Genomic DNA, 14,155 nt, shown 5'->3' with positions numbered 1-14,155 from the left:
GGCGGACTCCACTCGAACAAAAGTCGATAAATGACAAAGGCTGAAACATTCATGATTGTTGACGCACATCGACAAGACCCTATGCAAAGGGTGACGTGCGAATTGCTATCTGCAATTTTTACCCGATCAGGATCCATTGAAACGATCAGGACCGCGGATCATAGCGTAAACTGAGAAAGAGATCTTCTGTTTCTCACAGATTCTTCCCGATTTATCCACAGGATGATCCAGAATCGGCTAAGTGTAAACGATCCTGGAGAAGTGCTGCAGGTTTTAGCGCGCATATTGAAAAAATTAATGAGTAAAGATGCTTTACTGCTTAAACGATCTAATAAAGATCCCGAGCGATCCTTGCGCTTTATCCGCCAGCCCGTATAATTCTTACCCCCAGCGAGTAACGGTCGCCTTACGGCGTCAACGCTGCCTGTTTTATACGCGAAACCATGCGGAAAAAAGCGGGAAATAAGGAAAGAGAATTGACTCCGGAGTGTACAATTATTACAATCCGGCCTCTTTAATCACCCACACTGTGGCGTAAGTCGTTCGAAATTCGTTCGGGTATACGCAAAAGTCAGTGAATTTATTCAAGTTTAGGTAGAAATCGCCATGAAACGCACTTTTCAACCGTCTGTACTGAAGCGCAACCGTTCTCACGGCTTCCGTGCTCGTATGGCTAATAAAAATGGTCGTCAGGTTCTGGCACGTCGTCGTGCTAAAGGCCGTTCTCGTCTGACCGTTTCTAAGTAATAAAAGCTAGCCCCTGAGTGGTTAAGCTCGCATTTCCCAGGGAGTTACGTTTGTTAACTCCCACTCATTTCACATTCGTCTTCCAGCAGCCACAACGGGCTGGCACGCCGCAAATCACCATCCTCGGCCGCCTGAATTCGCTGGGGCATCCCCGTATCGGTCTTACCGTCGCCAAGAAAAACGTTAAACGCGCGCATGAACGCAATCGGATTAAACGTCTGACACGTGAAAGCTTTCGTTTACGTCAGCACGAACTTCCAGCAATGGATTTCGTGGTGGTGGCGAAAAAAGGGGTTGCTGACCTCGATAACCGTGCTCTCTCGGAAGCGTTGGAAAAATTATGGCGTCGCCATTGTCGCCTGGCTCGCGGGTCCTGATAGCCCTTATTCGGGTCTATCAACGCCTGATCAGTCCGCTGCTTGGGCCGCATTGCCGTTTCACTCCAACCTGCTCGAGCTACGGAATTGAGGCATTGCGCAGGTTTGGAGTGATAAAAGGCAGTTGGTTGACGGTGAAACGCGTATTAAAATGCCACCCTTTACACCCTGGTGGTGACGATCCCGTCCCGCCCGGACCATTTGATACCAGAGAACACTAACGATGGATTCGCAACGCAATCTTTTAGTCATCGCTTTGCTGTTCGTGTCTTTCATGATCTGGCAAGCCTGGGAGCAGGATAAAAACCCGCAACCTCAGGCCCAACAGACCACGCAGACAACGACCACCGCAGCGGGTAGCGCCGCAGACCAGGGCGTACCGGCCAGTGGCCAGGGGAAACTGATTACGGTTAAAACTGACGTGCTTGATCTGACCATCAACACCCGTGGTGGTGATGTGGAACAGGCTTCACTGCCAGCTTACCCGAAAGAACTCGGTTCTACCGAACCGTTCCAGTTACTGGAAACCACGCCACAGTTCATCTACCAGGCACAGAGTGGCCTGACAGGTCGTGACGGCCCGGATAACCCGGCTAACGGCCCGCGTCCGCTGTACAACGTCGAAAAAGACGCGTTTGTACTGGCTGACGGTCAGAACGAACTGCAGATCCCGATGACCTATACTGACGCAGCGGGTAACACATTCACTAAAACGTTTGTACTCAAGCGCGGTGAATATGCTGTCAACGTTAACTACAGCGTGCAGAACGCCGGCGAAAAACCGCTGGAAGTCTCCACCTTTGGTCAGCTGAAGCAATCCATCAATCTGCCATCTCATCGCGACACTGGTAGCAGCAACTTTGCGCTGCACACCTTCCGTGGCGCGGCGTACTCCACGCCGGATGAAAAGTATGAGAAATACAAATTCGACACCATTGCTGAAAACGAAAACCTGAACGTCAATGCTAAAGACGGCTGGGTCGCAATGCTGCAACAGTATTTCGCAACGGCATGGGTTCCGCGTAACGACGGCACCAACAACTTCTATACCGCTAACCTGGGTAACGGCATTGCCGCTATCGGCTATAAATCACAGCCGGTACTGGTTCAGCCTGGCCAGACTGGCGCGATGACCAGCACCCTGTGGGTCGGCCCGGAAATTCAGGATAAAATGGCGGCAGTTGCACCGCACCTGGATCTGACCGTGGATTACGGCTGGTTGTGGTTCATCTCTCAGCCGCTGTTCAAACTGCTGAAGTGGATCCATAGCTTCCTGGGTAACTGGGGCTTCTCCATCATCGTTATCACCTTTATCGTTCGTGGCATCATGTACCCGCTGACCAAAGCGCAGTACACCTCCATGGCGAAGATGCGTATGCTGCAGCCGAAGATTCAGGCTATGCGTGAGCGTCTGGGCGATGACAAACAGCGTCAGAGCCAGGAAATGATGGCCCTGTACAAAGCTGAGAAGGTTAACCCGCTGGGCGGCTGCTTCCCGCTGATCATCCAGATGCCAATCTTCCTGGCGTTGTACTACATGCTGATGGGCTCCATTGAACTGCGTCATGCGCCGTTCGCTCTGTGGATCCATGACCTATCTGCACAGGACCCGTACTACATCCTGCCGATCCTGATGGGCGTGACGATGTTCTTCATTCAGAAGATGTCTCCGACCACCGTGACCGACCCGATGCAGCAGAAGATCATGACCTTCATGCCGGTCATCTTCACCGTGTTCTTCCTGTGGTTCCCATCAGGTCTGGTGCTGTACTATATCGTCAGCAACCTGGTAACCATTATTCAGCAGCAGCTGATTTACCGTGGTCTGGAGAAACGTGGCCTGCATAGCCGCGAGAAGAAAAACTCCTGATACTAGTCGCAGGGGCGTTGGCTGAATTTGCTTGCCGCCTTCCTGCACTTGAATTATTTCGAGTATTCACGGTAAAGTTAATGCCAGAGAAGGCGGTCATTAGACCGCCTTTTTTACATTTACAAGAGAGCTATCATGAACCATAACGACACCATCGTCGCTCAGGCCACCCCACCGGGACGTGGTGGCGTGGGTATCCTGCGCATCTCCGGCCTGAAGGCGCGCGAGGTTGCAGAAAACGTACTGGGGAAACTACCAAAACCGCGCTATGCCGACTATCTGCCGTTTAAAGACGCGGATGGCAGCACGCTGGATCAAGGAATTGCCCTGTGGTTCCCCGGCCCAAACTCCTTTACCGGTGAAGATGTTTTAGAGCTTCAGGGCCATGGCGGTCCGGTGATTCTCGATCTGCTGCTCAAACGTATTCTGACCATTCCCGGGCTGCGCATTGCCAGACCGGGTGAATTCTCCGAGCGTGCGTTTCTCAATGATAAGCTTGATCTGGCCCAGGCAGAGGCAATTGCCGACCTGATCGATGCCAGCTCAGAGCAAGCCGCTCGCTCGGCGCTGAACTCGTTGCAGGGCGCATTTTCTGCACGGGTGAATCATCTTGTGGAAGCGCTCACTCACCTGCGCATCTACGTGGAAGCGGCGATCGACTTTCCGGATGAAGAAATCGACTTTTTGTCTGATGGCAAGATTGAAGCGCAGCTCAACAACGTTATCAGCGATCTCGATGCTGTTCGTGCCGAAGCGCGTCAGGGCAGCCTGCTGCGCGAAGGGATGAAGGTGGTCATTGCCGGTCGCCCAAATGCCGGGAAATCAAGCCTACTGAACGCGCTGGCAGGTCGTGAGGCGGCCATTGTGACCGACATTGCGGGTACGACTCGCGACGTACTGCGTGAGCATATTCATATCGACGGTATGCCGCTGCACATCATCGACACTGCCGGTCTGCGCGATGCCAGCGATGAAGTTGAACGCATTGGTATCGAACGCGCGTGGCAGGAAATTGAACAGGCTGACCGCGTTCTGTTTATGGTTGATGGCACCACCACCGACGCCGTGGACCCGGCTGACATCTGGCCAGACTTTATTGCCCGTCTGCCAGCCAAACTGCCGATTACCGTGGTGCGTAACAAAGCGGATATTACCGGTGAGACGCTGGGCCTTAGCGAAGTAAATGGCCACTCACTGGTTCGCCTATCCGCGCGTACCGGTGAAGGCGTTGACGTGCTGCGTAACCATCTCAAACAGAGCATGGGCTTTGAAACCAATATGGAAGGCGGCTTCCTGGCGCGCCGTCGTCACCTGCAGGCGCTGGCAGAAGCGGCGGAGCATCTCGAGCAGGGTAAAGCCCAACTGCTCGGAGCATGGGCCGGAGAATTGCTGGCAGAGGAACTACGTCTGGCGCAGCAGAACCTCAGTGAGATCACCGGGGAATTTACCTCCGACGATCTGCTGGGAAGGATTTTCTCCAGCTTCTGTATTGGCAAGTAACGTTGTGTTGCCCGGTGGTGCGGTGCCTACCGGGCCTACAGTACCCGTAGGTCGGATAAAGCAAAGCGGCTATCCGGCTACAAGTAATTTCCCATATGGAAATCACTGTTGTCCAAATGGCAACTCGTGCAGTTGACTCTCTGCCCGTATGCTTAGCGCCACATTCCTCATGAGGTCGCTATGACACGCTTTCTAATCTGCAGTTTCGCCCTGGTGTTACTTTATCCCGCGGGTATTGATATGTATCTGGTGGGGCTGCCCCGTATTGCTGCCGATTTACAGGCCAGCGAGGCGCAACTGCATATCGCGTTTTCGGTTTATCTGGCGGGAATGGCGACGGCGATGCTGTTTGCCGGGAAAATTGCTGACCAGTCAGGACGCAAACCCGTCGCTATTGTCGGCGCCCTCATCTTTATTTTCGCCTCTGCGCTGTGTTCATTCGCCGAAAGCGGTACGCCGTTTCTCACAGGCCGCTTTATTCAGGGCGTAGGCGCAGGCTGCTGCTATGTGGTGGCTTTCGCCATCCTGCGCGATACGCTCGACGATCGCCGCCGGGCGAAGGTACTGTCGCTGTTGAACGGTATCACCTGTATCGTGCCGGTACTGGCACCGGTGATGGGGCATCTGATTATGCTCAAATACCCGTGGCAGAGCCTGTTCTACACGATGATCGGTATGGGTGTGGCCGTTTGCTTGCTGTCAGTGTTTATCTTGCGAGAATCGCGCCCAGCGACGCTCCCGGCATCTGCAGAGAAGAACCACCTATCTGAATCGCTGGTGAACCGTTTTTTCTTAAGCCGTCTGGCCATCACCACTCTCAGCGTGTCGGTGATCCTGACCTTCGTGAATACTTCGCCGGTGCTGTTGATGGAAGTGATGGGCTTTGACCGTGGAGAATACGCCACCACGATGGCCATGACCGCAGGCATCAGTATGGCGGTCTCGTTCTCTACGCCATTCGCCCTGAGCGTGTTTAAACCTCGTGTTCTGATGCTGACCTCACAAGTGCTGTTTCTGTCTGCTGGTGTGGTGTTAACCCTTGCCAGTACGCACATGGTGACGCTGTTTGGGCTGACCTTAATCTGTGCCGGGTTCTCGGTCGGCTTCGGTGTCGCGATGAGCCAAGCGCTGGGACCTTTCTCGCTGCGTGCGGGCGTTGCCAGCTCGGCGTTAGGTATTGCGCAGGTTTGCGGTTCCTCGCTGTGGATATGGCTGGCGGCGGTGCTCGGTCTTGATGCGCTGAATATGCTGATCGGGATTCTGATTGGCTGTAGCATAGTGAGTATCATGCTGATTATCACTGTTGCACCTAACCGGTCCACGCCAACTCATGAAGAAATCCCTCAGCAGTCTCGATCTTAATTTATTGCTCTGCCTGCAGCTGTTGATGCAGGAACGCAGTGTCACCAAAACAGCCAAACGGATGAACGTCACGCCGTCGGCGGTCAGCAAGTCGCTGTCGAAACTGCGGGCCTGGTTTGACGATCCACTGTTTGTAAACACCCCGCTGGGGCTAACGCCAACACCGCTGATGGTCAGCATGGAACAGAATCTGGCAGAGTGGATGCAGATGAGCAACCAGTTGCTGGATAAGCCACACCATGAAGCGCCGCGCGGGCTGAAGTTTGATCTGGTGGCCGAAACGCCGCTGGTGATGATCATGTTCAACGCGCTCTCCCGACAGATCTATCAGCGTCATCCCCAGGCGACGATCAAAATACGCAACTGGGACTATGATTCGCTGGATGCAATTATTCGCGGCGAAGTGGATATCGGCTTTACTGGCCGGGAAAGCCATCCGCGTTCGCGTGAACTGTTGAGTTTGCTGCCGTTGTCGATCGACCATGAAGTGCTGTTTTCCGATCTCCCCTGTGTCTGGCTACGTGAAGATCATCCGGCATTGCAGGAAGAGTGGAATCTGGACACATTTCTGCGCTATCCGCACATCAGCATTAGCTGGGAGCAAAGCGATACCTGGGCGCTGGATGAAGTCCTGCAAGAGATGGGGCGCGCGCGCAATATTGCGTTATGTCTGCCCGGTTTTGAGCAATCGCTGTTTATGGCCGCCCAGCCGGATCACGCGCTAATAGCCACAGCTCCGGTTTATTGCCAGCGTTATAACCAACTCCACCAGCTTCCGCTCGTGGCGCGCCCTATGCCTTTTGATGCCGCACAGCTGGAAAAAATGCGCGTACCGTTCACCCTTCTTTGGCATAAACGTAACAGTCATAATCCTAAGATCGTCTGGTTGAAAGACACCATCAAGGCGCTTTATCGCGATATGTCCTGACGTTGCACCGCCACTTTGTTGCTAAATCGACTATTCTGGCAACAGAAATGTAAATATCGCGTAATGTATTCTATTTCAGCTTACTTTTTGGGCAGCAAAGCCTGCCTGGATGCCGCGTAAATGTTACTCTGGTAATTATCACGGACCATTAATCACGGAGCGAAAAATGGCGACACATTTTGCCAGAGGGATTCTTACGGAGGGACACCTGGTTTCAGCTCGCCTCCCTTCTCCATGTCATATCGAAGCAAGAGATCTCCCCGCTCATCGCCGAACACGTTTCCTGGCTTCCCGAAGTTTACTCGCTGAACTGATGTTTATGCTTTACGGCACCAGTACGCTGCCCGAGATTGTTACTCAGGCCAAAGGTAAGCCCGTTTTTCGCGATAAGAACCTGCCGGGATTTTCGATTTCTTATGCCGGGAATATCGTTGGCGTTGCGCTAACAACTGAAGGAACGTGCGGGCTGGATATGGAACTGCAGCGAGCTACCCGCAGCTTTCACCATCCGCATTCAACGGAAACATGGCGCTTCTCCAGCAACGAAAATCTGTGGATCAATAACCAAAACGACCCCAACGAAGCACGCGCGCAGCTCATTACGTTGCGCCAGAGCGTACTCAAACTCACCGGCGATGTAAGCAGCAATGATGATCCACACGAACTCCAGCTTTTACCCGGCGCAGGACGTCTGAAATGTGCCCATGTTGCGCAGGTTGAAGCCATTTGCGATGCGGAAGATGTTCTGGTGTGGTCGGTTGCGGTTACGCCAACCATTGAAAAACTCAAGGTTTGGGAGTTTGATGGTAAACAGGACTGGAAAAGTTTGCCTGATATCCAGACCCGCGCCAATGAGCCTACGGGTCGTCTGATCCGGTTCTCTCAATTATGCGCAGCGAAGAGCCATACGCTTTGATTTAACCTTTATGATGAAACAGGAGTCACCATGTCAGAAACATTGAATGTTGTTACGTTACTGGGAAGTCTACGCAAAGGTTCGTTTAATGGAATGGTTGCCCGTACGCTGCCCAAGATTGCTCCAGCAGGAATGGAAGTCAACGCGTTGCCATCAATTGGTGATATCCCACTGTACGATGCCGACCTCCAGCAGGAAGAAGGTTTTCCGGCAAGCGTAGAAGCGCTGGCAGAGCAAATCAGGAAGGCTGACGGTGTCGTCATCGTGACACCGGAATATAACTATTCTGTGCCTGGAGGACTGAAGAACGCCATCGACTGGCTGTCCCGCCTGCCGGATCAGCCATTATCGGGTAAGCCGGTGCTGATCCAGACCAGCTCCATGGGCACCATTGGCGGCGCGCGCTGCCAGTATCATCTACGTCAGATCCTGGTGTTCCTCGACGCCATGGTAATGAACAAGCCGGAATTTATGGGCGGCGTGATTCAGAACAAAGTGGACCCGCAGACAGGTGAAGTGATCGACCAAAGTACGCTGGACCATCTAACCGGCCAGCTGACCGCATTTGGCGACTACATCCAGCGTGTGAAAGCCTAATAGAAAAAGCCCGCTGGCTGCAATGCCTGGCGGGCCGTATCCGGTTATCAAATTTGCCTGATGGCGCTGCGCTTATCAGGTCTACACGCCTCGCGCAGCACCGTCTCAGCGGCAATTAATGCGCGTCGATAAACACAATCTTCAACACAAACAGCAGTGCGACAACGATGACGCATGGGCTGAGATCGCGGAAACGTCCGGTACCGATTTTCATCACACAGTAGGAAATAAAGCCCAGCGCGATACCTTCGGTAATCGAGAAGCTAAACGGCATCATCACGGCGGTAATAAACGCCGGAACGGCTTCAGTCAGGTCATCCCACTTCACGCGTGACAGGCTTGATGTCATCAGGACGCCAACGTAAATCAGCGCACCAGCGGCCGCATATCCCGGTACCATTCCCGCCAGCGGCGACAGGAAGATAACCAACAGGAACAGCAGGCCGACAACTACCGCGGTCAGGCCAGTACGTCCACCGACAGAAACCCCGGAAGAAGACTCGATATACGCGGTAACGGAAGAAGTACCGATAAACGCACCAGCAACCGATGACACGCTATCCACATACAGCGCCTGCTTCATACGCGGAAACTTACCCTTCGCATCCGCCAGACCGGCTTTATCCGTGACGCCAATTAGCGTACCGGAGGAGTCGAACAGGTTGACCAGCATGAACGAGAAAATTACGCCCGCAAGACCAATGTTAAACGAACCAGCCAGATCAACATGCCCGATAACGGACATTACGCTCGGCGGCGCGGAGACGATCCCGTTGTAATGGACATCGCCCAGCATCCAACCCAGCAGCGTGGTCACAATGATAGAGATCAGTACCGCCGCATGGATGTTACGTGAAGCCAGAATCGCGATGATAAAGAAGCCCAGAATACCGAGCAGTACGCTGTGGGACGTCAGGTTACCAATAGACACCAGGGTGTCTTGGTTGGCGACGATAACACCAGCGTTTTTCAGCCCCATCATGCCGATGAACAGACCAATACCGCTGGTGATCCCCACGCGCAAGCTAACCGGGATGTTGGCAATCATCCAGTAACGTACGCGGAAAATCGTCAGTAGCAACAGACCTACCGCGCCCCAGAAGATTGCGCCCATACCGATCTGCCATGACAGGCCCATCGCGCCAACGACCACGAAGGCGAAGAACGCATTCAGACCCATAGCAGGCGCAAGTGCGACCGGCAGGTTGGCAAACAGGCCCATCAGGATGCTACCAAATGCAGCAATCAGGCAGGTGGTCACAAAGACGGCGCTGGTATCCATACCAGCCACGCCAAGAATTTGCGGGTTAACAAAAACGATATACACCATCGTCAGGAAGGTGGTTAAACCGGCGATCACTTCGGTCCGTGCCGTCGTGCCATGTTCGCGCAGTTTGAACACGCGTTCCAGCATCCCCTGGCCAGAAGCCTGGGTTGTGTGTTGTTGACTCATTATCAATTTCCGAACAAGGAGGGAAAATTCGTCGCTATCCTATACCAAAATGCGACAATAGGGTTGGGTTATGAGCAACTTTTTTCATTGATTTTGCTTATACGGCAACGATTGCGTCGCCCAATAATGCATTACGAAAACGTTAAACTTGTTAAAACGGAAATGACATGTCCCAGATAGAAGCCGTATTTTTTGACTGTGACGGTACCCTTGTCGACAGTGAAGTGATTTGTTCTCGCGCGTATGTCAGCATGTTCCAGGCGTTCGGCATTACGCTCGATCTTGAAGAAACTTTTAAACGCTTCAAGGGGGTAAAGCTGTACGAGATCATCGACATTATCAACGAAGAGCACGGTGTCGAACTGGCAAAAGCCGAATTAGAACCGGTTTACCGCGCAGAGGTCGCACGTCTGTTCGATACGGAACTGGAGGTGATTGCCGGTGCTAATGCGCTGCTGGACAGCATGACCGTCCCTATGTGCGTGGTATCTAACGGTCCGGTCAGCAAAATGCAGCACTCTCTGGGTAAGCTGGGCATGTTGCACCATTTCCCTGATTTGCTGTTCAGCGGCTACGATATTCAACGCTGGAAACCCGATCCGGCCCTGATGTTCCATGCGGCGAAAGCGATGGACGTTAACGTTGAGAACTGCATTCTGGTTGATGACTCCAGCGCAGGTGCGCAGGCGGGGATTGCTGCAGGGATGGAAGTGTTTTACTTCTGCGCCGATCCGCATAACAAACCAATCGATCATCCAAAAGTGACGACGTTTACCGATCTGGCACAGTTGCCAGCGTTATGGAAGGCGCGGGGTTGGAATATTACGCGATAGCTGAAAGGCCGGATGGCGCTAACGCTGATCCGGCCTGCATGTCTCGTAGAGCGGGTAAGCGTTAGCGCCACCCGCCACAAATATCACTCTTTCGGATCTTTGCCCGCCAGCAGCTTATCCAGCTCATCACCGCCCACGTGACGGAAGTCTTGTCCCTTCACGAAGTAGAAGATGTATTCGCAGATATTCTGGCAACGGTCACCGATACGCTCGATGGAGCGCGCGCAGAACAGCGCGGTCAGCACGCTTGGAATGGTACGCGGATCTTCCATCATGTAGGTCATCAGCTGACGCACGATACCTTCATACTCCTGGTCGACTTTCTTATCTTCGCGATAAATACGTACCGCTTCGTCAAGATCCATACGCGCAAACGCATCCAGCACGTCATGCAGCATTTGTACGGTGTGGCGACCCAGTGATTCCAGGCTTACCAGCAGCGGCTGATGTTGTTGAGAAAATTTCTCCAGCGCGGTGCGGCAAATTTTATCCGCAACGTCACCAATACGTTCCAGCTCAGCGATCGTTTTGATAATCGCCATCACCAGACGCAAGTCACTGGCGGTCGGCTGACGCTTGGCAATGATACGCACGCAGGCCTCGTCGATCGCCACTTCCATCATATTGACGTTCTTATCGCCTTCAATGACGCGCTTCGCCAGCTCACTGTCCTGATTGTGCATGGCGGTAATCGCATCAGAAAGCTGCTGCTCGACCATGCCGCCCATGGTCATCACCTGGGTACGGATGCTTTCCAGCTCTGCATTGAACTGGCCGGAAATATGTTTATTAAGGTTAAGATTATCCACAACAAGCTCCTGAATCAGCCGTAACGACCGGTGATGTAGTCTTCAGTTTGTTTCTTCGCGGGCTTGGTGAACAGATCGTCCGTGTTACTGAACTCAATCAACTCGCCCAGGTACATAAATGCCGTGTGATCGGAACAACGCGCAGCCTGCTGCATGTTGTGGGTAACGATAACGACGGTGTAATCCTCTTTCAGCTCAGTGATCAGCTCTTCGATACGCCCGGTAGAAATAGGGTCGAGCGCTGAACACGGCTCATCAAGCAGAAGCACTTCCGGGCGAATGGCGATCCCACGCGCAATACACAGACGCTGCTGCTGACCACCGGAGAGAGAGTACCCGCTCTGGTGTAATTTATCTTTGGTTTCGTTCCACAGTGCGGCCTTGGTCAATGCCCACTGCACACGCTCGTCCATATCCGCACGAGAGAGTTTCTCAAACAGACGCACGCCAAAAGCGATGTTGTCGTAGATGGACATCGGGAACGGCGTCGGCTTCTGGAATACCATGCCCACTTTGGCACGCAGCAGAGCGATATCCTGAGTGTTGGTGAGAATATTGTCGCCATCCAGCAGGATTTCGCCTTCCGCACGCTGTTCCGGGTACAGTTCAAACATTTTATTGAACGTACGCAGCAACGTCGATTTACCACAGCCTGACGGCCCGATAAACGCCGTTACCTGGTTTTTGGCAATATCCAGGTTGATGTTCTTCAGGGCATGGAACTTGCCATAGTAGAAGTTCAAATCACGAACCTGAATCTTACCCGGGGCAGTATCAACCATACTCATTTCAATCTTTTCCTCATCATGCCTGATGGCGCGCAGCTTTCAGGCCTACAAATGTCTTCAATCGTAGGCCGGATAAGGCGTTTACGCCGCCATCCGGCACTTCGTCTTAACCGTGTTTCTTCTTCGCGAAAATGACGCGCGCCAGAATGTTCAGCAGCAGTACGCACAGGGTAATAATCAGTACCCCGGCCCAGGCCAGTTGCTGCCACTCAGCAAACGGGCTCATCGCAAACTTAAAGATAGTGACCGGCAGGTTGGCGATAGGCTGCATCATGTCAGTGCTCCAGAACTGATTGGAGAGCGACGTAAACAGCAGCGGAGCCGTTTCACCTGCGATACGTGCAATAGCCAGTAAAACGCCTGTAATGATGCCTGAGACAGAGGCCTTCAGGGTGATCGCAGAAATCATCTTCCATTTCGGCGTACCCAGCGCATAGGCGGCTTCACGCAGGCTATCCGGTACCAGCTTGAGCATGTTCTCCGTGGTACGAATAACAATGGGCACCTGCAGCAGCGCCAGCGCGATAACGCCCGCCCAGCCGGAGAAGTGCTCCATTTTTGCTACCACGATGGTGTAAACGAACAGACCGACCACGATTGATGGCGCAGAAAGCAGGATGTCGTTGATAAAGCGGATCACCTCAGCCAGCCAGGACTTACGTCCGTACTCTGCCAGGTAGATGCCCGCCATAATACCAAGCGGTGTACCAAACACGGTCGCCCACAGAATTAACAGTCCGCTACCGGCCAGGGCATTCGCCAGACCACCACCAGCCGTATTCGGCGGAGGTGTCATTTCGGTGAACAGCGCCAGTGACATACCGTCAATACCGCGGGTGATAGTGGACATCAGGATCCAGATAAGCCAGAACAGACCGAATGCCATGGTCGCCATAGAGAGCGTCAGCGCAATGCGGTTCTTCAGACGACGACGCGCCTGCATTTTACGGCGGGATTCCGCAAGCGCAGCGGTGTTTTGCATTTCAAGCGTAGCCATTAGCGTGCCCCCTCGTTTTTCGCAAGGCGCATGATCATGAACTTAGACGCCGCCAGCACGATGAAGGTAATCACAAACAGAATCAGGCCCAGTTCCATCAACGCGGCAACGTGCAGTCCTGATTCCGCTTCGGCAAATTCATTCGCCAGCGCAGAAGTAATACTGTTGCCCGGCATGTACAGCGAGGCACTATCGAGCTGGTAGGTGTTACCGATGATGAACGTCACCGCCATGGTTTCACCCAGCGCGCGGCCCAGACCGAGCATCACGCCACCGATCACGCCGTTTTTGGTGAACGGCAGGACGATGCGCCAGATAACTTCCCAGGTAGTACAACCGATGCCGTAGGCTGACTCTTTCATCAGCACCGGCGTTTGTTCGAACACATCGCGCATAACCGCCGCAATGTACGGGATGATCATGATGGCAAGGATCACGCCAGCGGCCAGAATGCCGATACCAAATGCCGGACCCGCAAACAGCGCGCCAACAAACGGAATGTTGGAAAGGATGTTCCCGACCGGCTCCTGGAAGTAAGTCGCAAACAGCGGGGCAAAGATAAACAGGCCCCACATGCCGTACACGATACTCGGAATTGCCGCCAGCAATTCAATAGCGATACCCAGCGGGCGACGCAGCCAGCCAGGAGCAAGTTCAGTCAGGAATAAGGCAATGCCAAAACTCACCGGAACGGCGATCAGCAGTGCGATAAGCGAGGTGACCAGCGTACCGTAAATCGGTACTAATGCACCGTAGATATCGTTTGGCGCATCCCATTCTTTAGTCCACAGAAAGGAGAAGCCAAATTTCTGAATGCTTGGCCAGGAGGAGATAACCAGAGAGACAATAATGCCACCCAACATCAATAGCACAATCAGCGCAGCCAGTTTTACCAGCGCGCTGAATATCATGTCACCTTTTTTACCCGGTGGGTTCAAAGCAGGCTTGGTTGCAGCCATAAATCACTCTTTAAGTTTG

General features: G+C 53.3%; 15 protein-coding genes. 10 read left to right on the top strand and 5 right to left on the bottom strand.

Annotated elements, in window-relative coordinates; genetic code table 11:
* Positions 1 to 606: 606 nt before the first annotated feature.
* From rpmH to HV237_RS24150, 9 genes are all read left to right on the top strand, one after another.
* A complete protein-coding gene (gene rpmH / locus HV237_RS24190) occupies positions 607 to 747 on the top strand; it encodes a 50S ribosomal protein L34 (RefSeq protein ID WP_003023858.1) in 141 nt (46 codons plus the stop codon).
* A 17-nt stretch (positions 748 to 764) separates the two neighbouring features.
* On the top strand, positions 765 to 1,124 hold the full coding sequence (gene rnpA, locus HV237_RS24185; protein WP_003844432.1) for a ribonuclease P protein component: 360 nt from the start codon (positions 765 to 767) through the stop codon (positions 1,122 to 1,124).
* Entirely contained in the window at positions 1,088 to 1,345 is a 258-nt protein-coding gene (yidD, locus tag HV237_RS24180) for a membrane protein insertion efficiency factor YidD (RefSeq protein WP_003023846.1), read from the top strand. Before rnpA ends, yidD begins: the two co-directional genes overlap by 37 nt.
* Positions 1,346 to 1,347: 2 nt before the next feature.
* On the top strand, positions 1,348 to 2,994 hold the full coding sequence (gene yidC / locus HV237_RS24175; protein ID WP_003023844.1) for a membrane protein insertase YidC: 1,647 nt from the start codon (positions 1,348 to 1,350) through the stop codon (positions 2,992 to 2,994).
* A gap of 135 nt (positions 2,995 to 3,129) precedes the next feature.
* Positions 3,130 to 4,494 carry a tRNA uridine-5-carboxymethylaminomethyl(34) synthesis GTPase MnmE gene (mnmE, locus tag HV237_RS24170; RefSeq protein ID WP_047358460.1) on the top strand — a complete coding sequence of 455 codons (1,365 nt, stop codon included), beginning with the start codon at positions 3,130 to 3,132 and terminating at the stop codon, positions 4,492 to 4,494.
* 180 nt (positions 4,495 to 4,674) lie between these two features.
* Positions 4,675 to 5,856 (top strand): MFS transporter, encoded by a 1,182-nt coding sequence (locus HV237_RS24165; protein ID WP_019078000.1) that lies wholly within the window; start codon positions 4,675 to 4,677, stop codon positions 5,854 to 5,856.
* Complete coding sequence (gene yidZ, locus HV237_RS24160) at positions 5,825 to 6,784, top strand: HTH-type transcriptional regulator YidZ (RefSeq protein ID WP_047358458.1); 960 nt, start codon at positions 5,825 to 5,827, stop codon at positions 6,782 to 6,784. Before HV237_RS24165 ends, yidZ begins: the two co-directional genes overlap by 32 nt.
* A 166-nt stretch (positions 6,785 to 6,950) precedes the next feature.
* Entirely contained in the window at positions 6,951 to 7,700 is a 750-nt protein-coding gene (locus tag HV237_RS24155) for a 4'-phosphopantetheinyl transferase superfamily protein (protein WP_047358457.1), read from the top strand.
* Positions 7,701 to 7,730: 30 nt separating this feature from the next.
* Positions 7,731 to 8,297 (top strand): NADPH-dependent FMN reductase, encoded by a 567-nt coding sequence (locus tag HV237_RS24150; protein ID WP_047358456.1) that lies wholly within the window; start codon positions 7,731 to 7,733, stop codon positions 8,295 to 8,297.
* Between the two features lie 115 nt (positions 8,298 to 8,412).
* Here the strand turns inward: HV237_RS24150 and adeP are convergent, their stop codons facing one another.
* A complete protein-coding gene (gene adeP, locus HV237_RS24145) occupies positions 8,413 to 9,750 on the bottom strand; it encodes an adenine permease AdeP (RefSeq protein WP_016155075.1) in 1,338 nt (445 codons plus the stop codon).
* A 167-nt stretch (positions 9,751 to 9,917) separates the two neighbouring features.
* Here adeP and yieH point away from each other — a divergent pair, with 167 nt between their 5' ends.
* The gene (yieH, locus tag HV237_RS24140) at positions 9,918 to 10,583 is read left to right on the top strand and encodes a 6-phosphogluconate phosphatase (RefSeq protein ID WP_047358455.1); all 666 of its coding nucleotides are present in this window, start codon (positions 9,918 to 9,920) and stop codon (positions 10,581 to 10,583) included.
* An 83-nt stretch (positions 10,584 to 10,666) separates the two neighbouring features.
* On the opposite strand, the gene phoU is transcribed toward yieH, so the two are convergent.
* From phoU to pstC, 4 genes are all read right to left on the bottom strand, one after another.
* Entirely contained in the window at positions 10,667 to 11,392 is a 726-nt protein-coding gene (gene phoU, locus HV237_RS24135; protein ID WP_003023824.1) for a phosphate signaling complex protein PhoU, read from the bottom strand.
* A gap of 14 nt (positions 11,393 to 11,406) precedes the next feature.
* A complete protein-coding gene (gene pstB, locus HV237_RS24130; protein ID WP_003023821.1) occupies positions 11,407 to 12,180 on the bottom strand; it encodes a phosphate ABC transporter ATP-binding protein PstB in 774 nt (257 codons plus the stop codon).
* Positions 12,181 to 12,286: 106 nt separating this feature from the next.
* Positions 12,287 to 13,177, bottom strand: coding sequence for a phosphate ABC transporter permease PstA (gene pstA / locus HV237_RS24125; RefSeq protein WP_016155077.1), 891 nt, complete (start codon positions 13,175 to 13,177; stop codon positions 12,287 to 12,289).
* Positions 13,177 to 14,136 (bottom strand): phosphate ABC transporter permease PstC, encoded by a 960-nt coding sequence (pstC, locus tag HV237_RS24120; RefSeq protein ID WP_016155078.1) that lies wholly within the window; start codon positions 14,134 to 14,136, stop codon positions 13,177 to 13,179. The genes pstA and pstC overlap by 1 nt, the downstream gene beginning before the upstream one ends.
* Between the last annotated feature and the right edge of the window lie 19 nt (positions 14,137 to 14,155).

The organism is Citrobacter sp. RHBSTW-00570, assembly GCF_013739755.1.
GTDB lineage: Bacteria > Pseudomonadota > Gammaproteobacteria > Enterobacterales > Enterobacteriaceae > Citrobacter > Citrobacter braakii.
Note: the sequence above shows the minus strand (reverse complement) of the source record. Positions and strands in the feature narration are given on the sequence as shown.

What these genes read in the sequence shown, in the direction of transcription:
- yieH (WP_047358455.1), top strand. Translation starts at nt 9,918, where the DNA reads ATGTCCCAGATAGAAGCCGTATTTTTTGACTGTGACGGTACCCTTGTC.
- adeP (WP_016155075.1), bottom strand. Translation starts at nt 9,750, where the DNA reads ATGAGTCAACAACACACAACCCAGGCTTCTGGCCAGGGGATGCTGGAA.
- HV237_RS24155 (WP_047358457.1), top strand. Translation starts at nt 6,951, where the DNA reads ATGGCGACACATTTTGCCAGAGGGATTCTTACGGAGGGACACCTGGTT.
- yidC (WP_003023844.1), top strand. Translation starts at nt 1,348, where the DNA reads ATGGATTCGCAACGCAATCTTTTAGTCATCGCTTTGCTGTTCGTGTCT.
- mnmE (WP_047358460.1), top strand. Translation starts at nt 3,130, where the DNA reads ATGAACCATAACGACACCATCGTCGCTCAGGCCACCCCACCGGGACGT.
- HV237_RS24150 (WP_047358456.1), top strand. Translation starts at nt 7,731, where the DNA reads ATGTCAGAAACATTGAATGTTGTTACGTTACTGGGAAGTCTACGCAAA.
- yidD (WP_003023846.1), top strand. Translation starts at nt 1,088, where the DNA reads ATGGCGTCGCCATTGTCGCCTGGCTCGCGGGTCCTGATAGCCCTTATT.
- pstC (WP_016155078.1), bottom strand. Translation starts at nt 14,136, where the DNA reads ATGGCTGCAACCAAGCCTGCTTTGAACCCACCGGGTAAAAAAGGTGAC.
- pstA (WP_016155077.1), bottom strand. Translation starts at nt 13,177, where the DNA reads ATGGCTACGCTTGAAATGCAAAACACCGCTGCGCTTGCGGAATCCCGC.
- pstB (WP_003023821.1), bottom strand. Translation starts at nt 12,180, where the DNA reads ATGAGTATGGTTGATACTGCCCCGGGTAAGATTCAGGTTCGTGATTTG.
- yidZ (WP_047358458.1), top strand. Translation starts at nt 5,825, where the DNA reads ATGAAGAAATCCCTCAGCAGTCTCGATCTTAATTTATTGCTCTGCCTG.
- rpmH (WP_003023858.1), top strand. Translation starts at nt 607, where the DNA reads ATGAAACGCACTTTTCAACCGTCTGTACTGAAGCGCAACCGTTCTCAC.
- HV237_RS24165 (WP_019078000.1), top strand. Translation starts at nt 4,675, where the DNA reads ATGACACGCTTTCTAATCTGCAGTTTCGCCCTGGTGTTACTTTATCCC.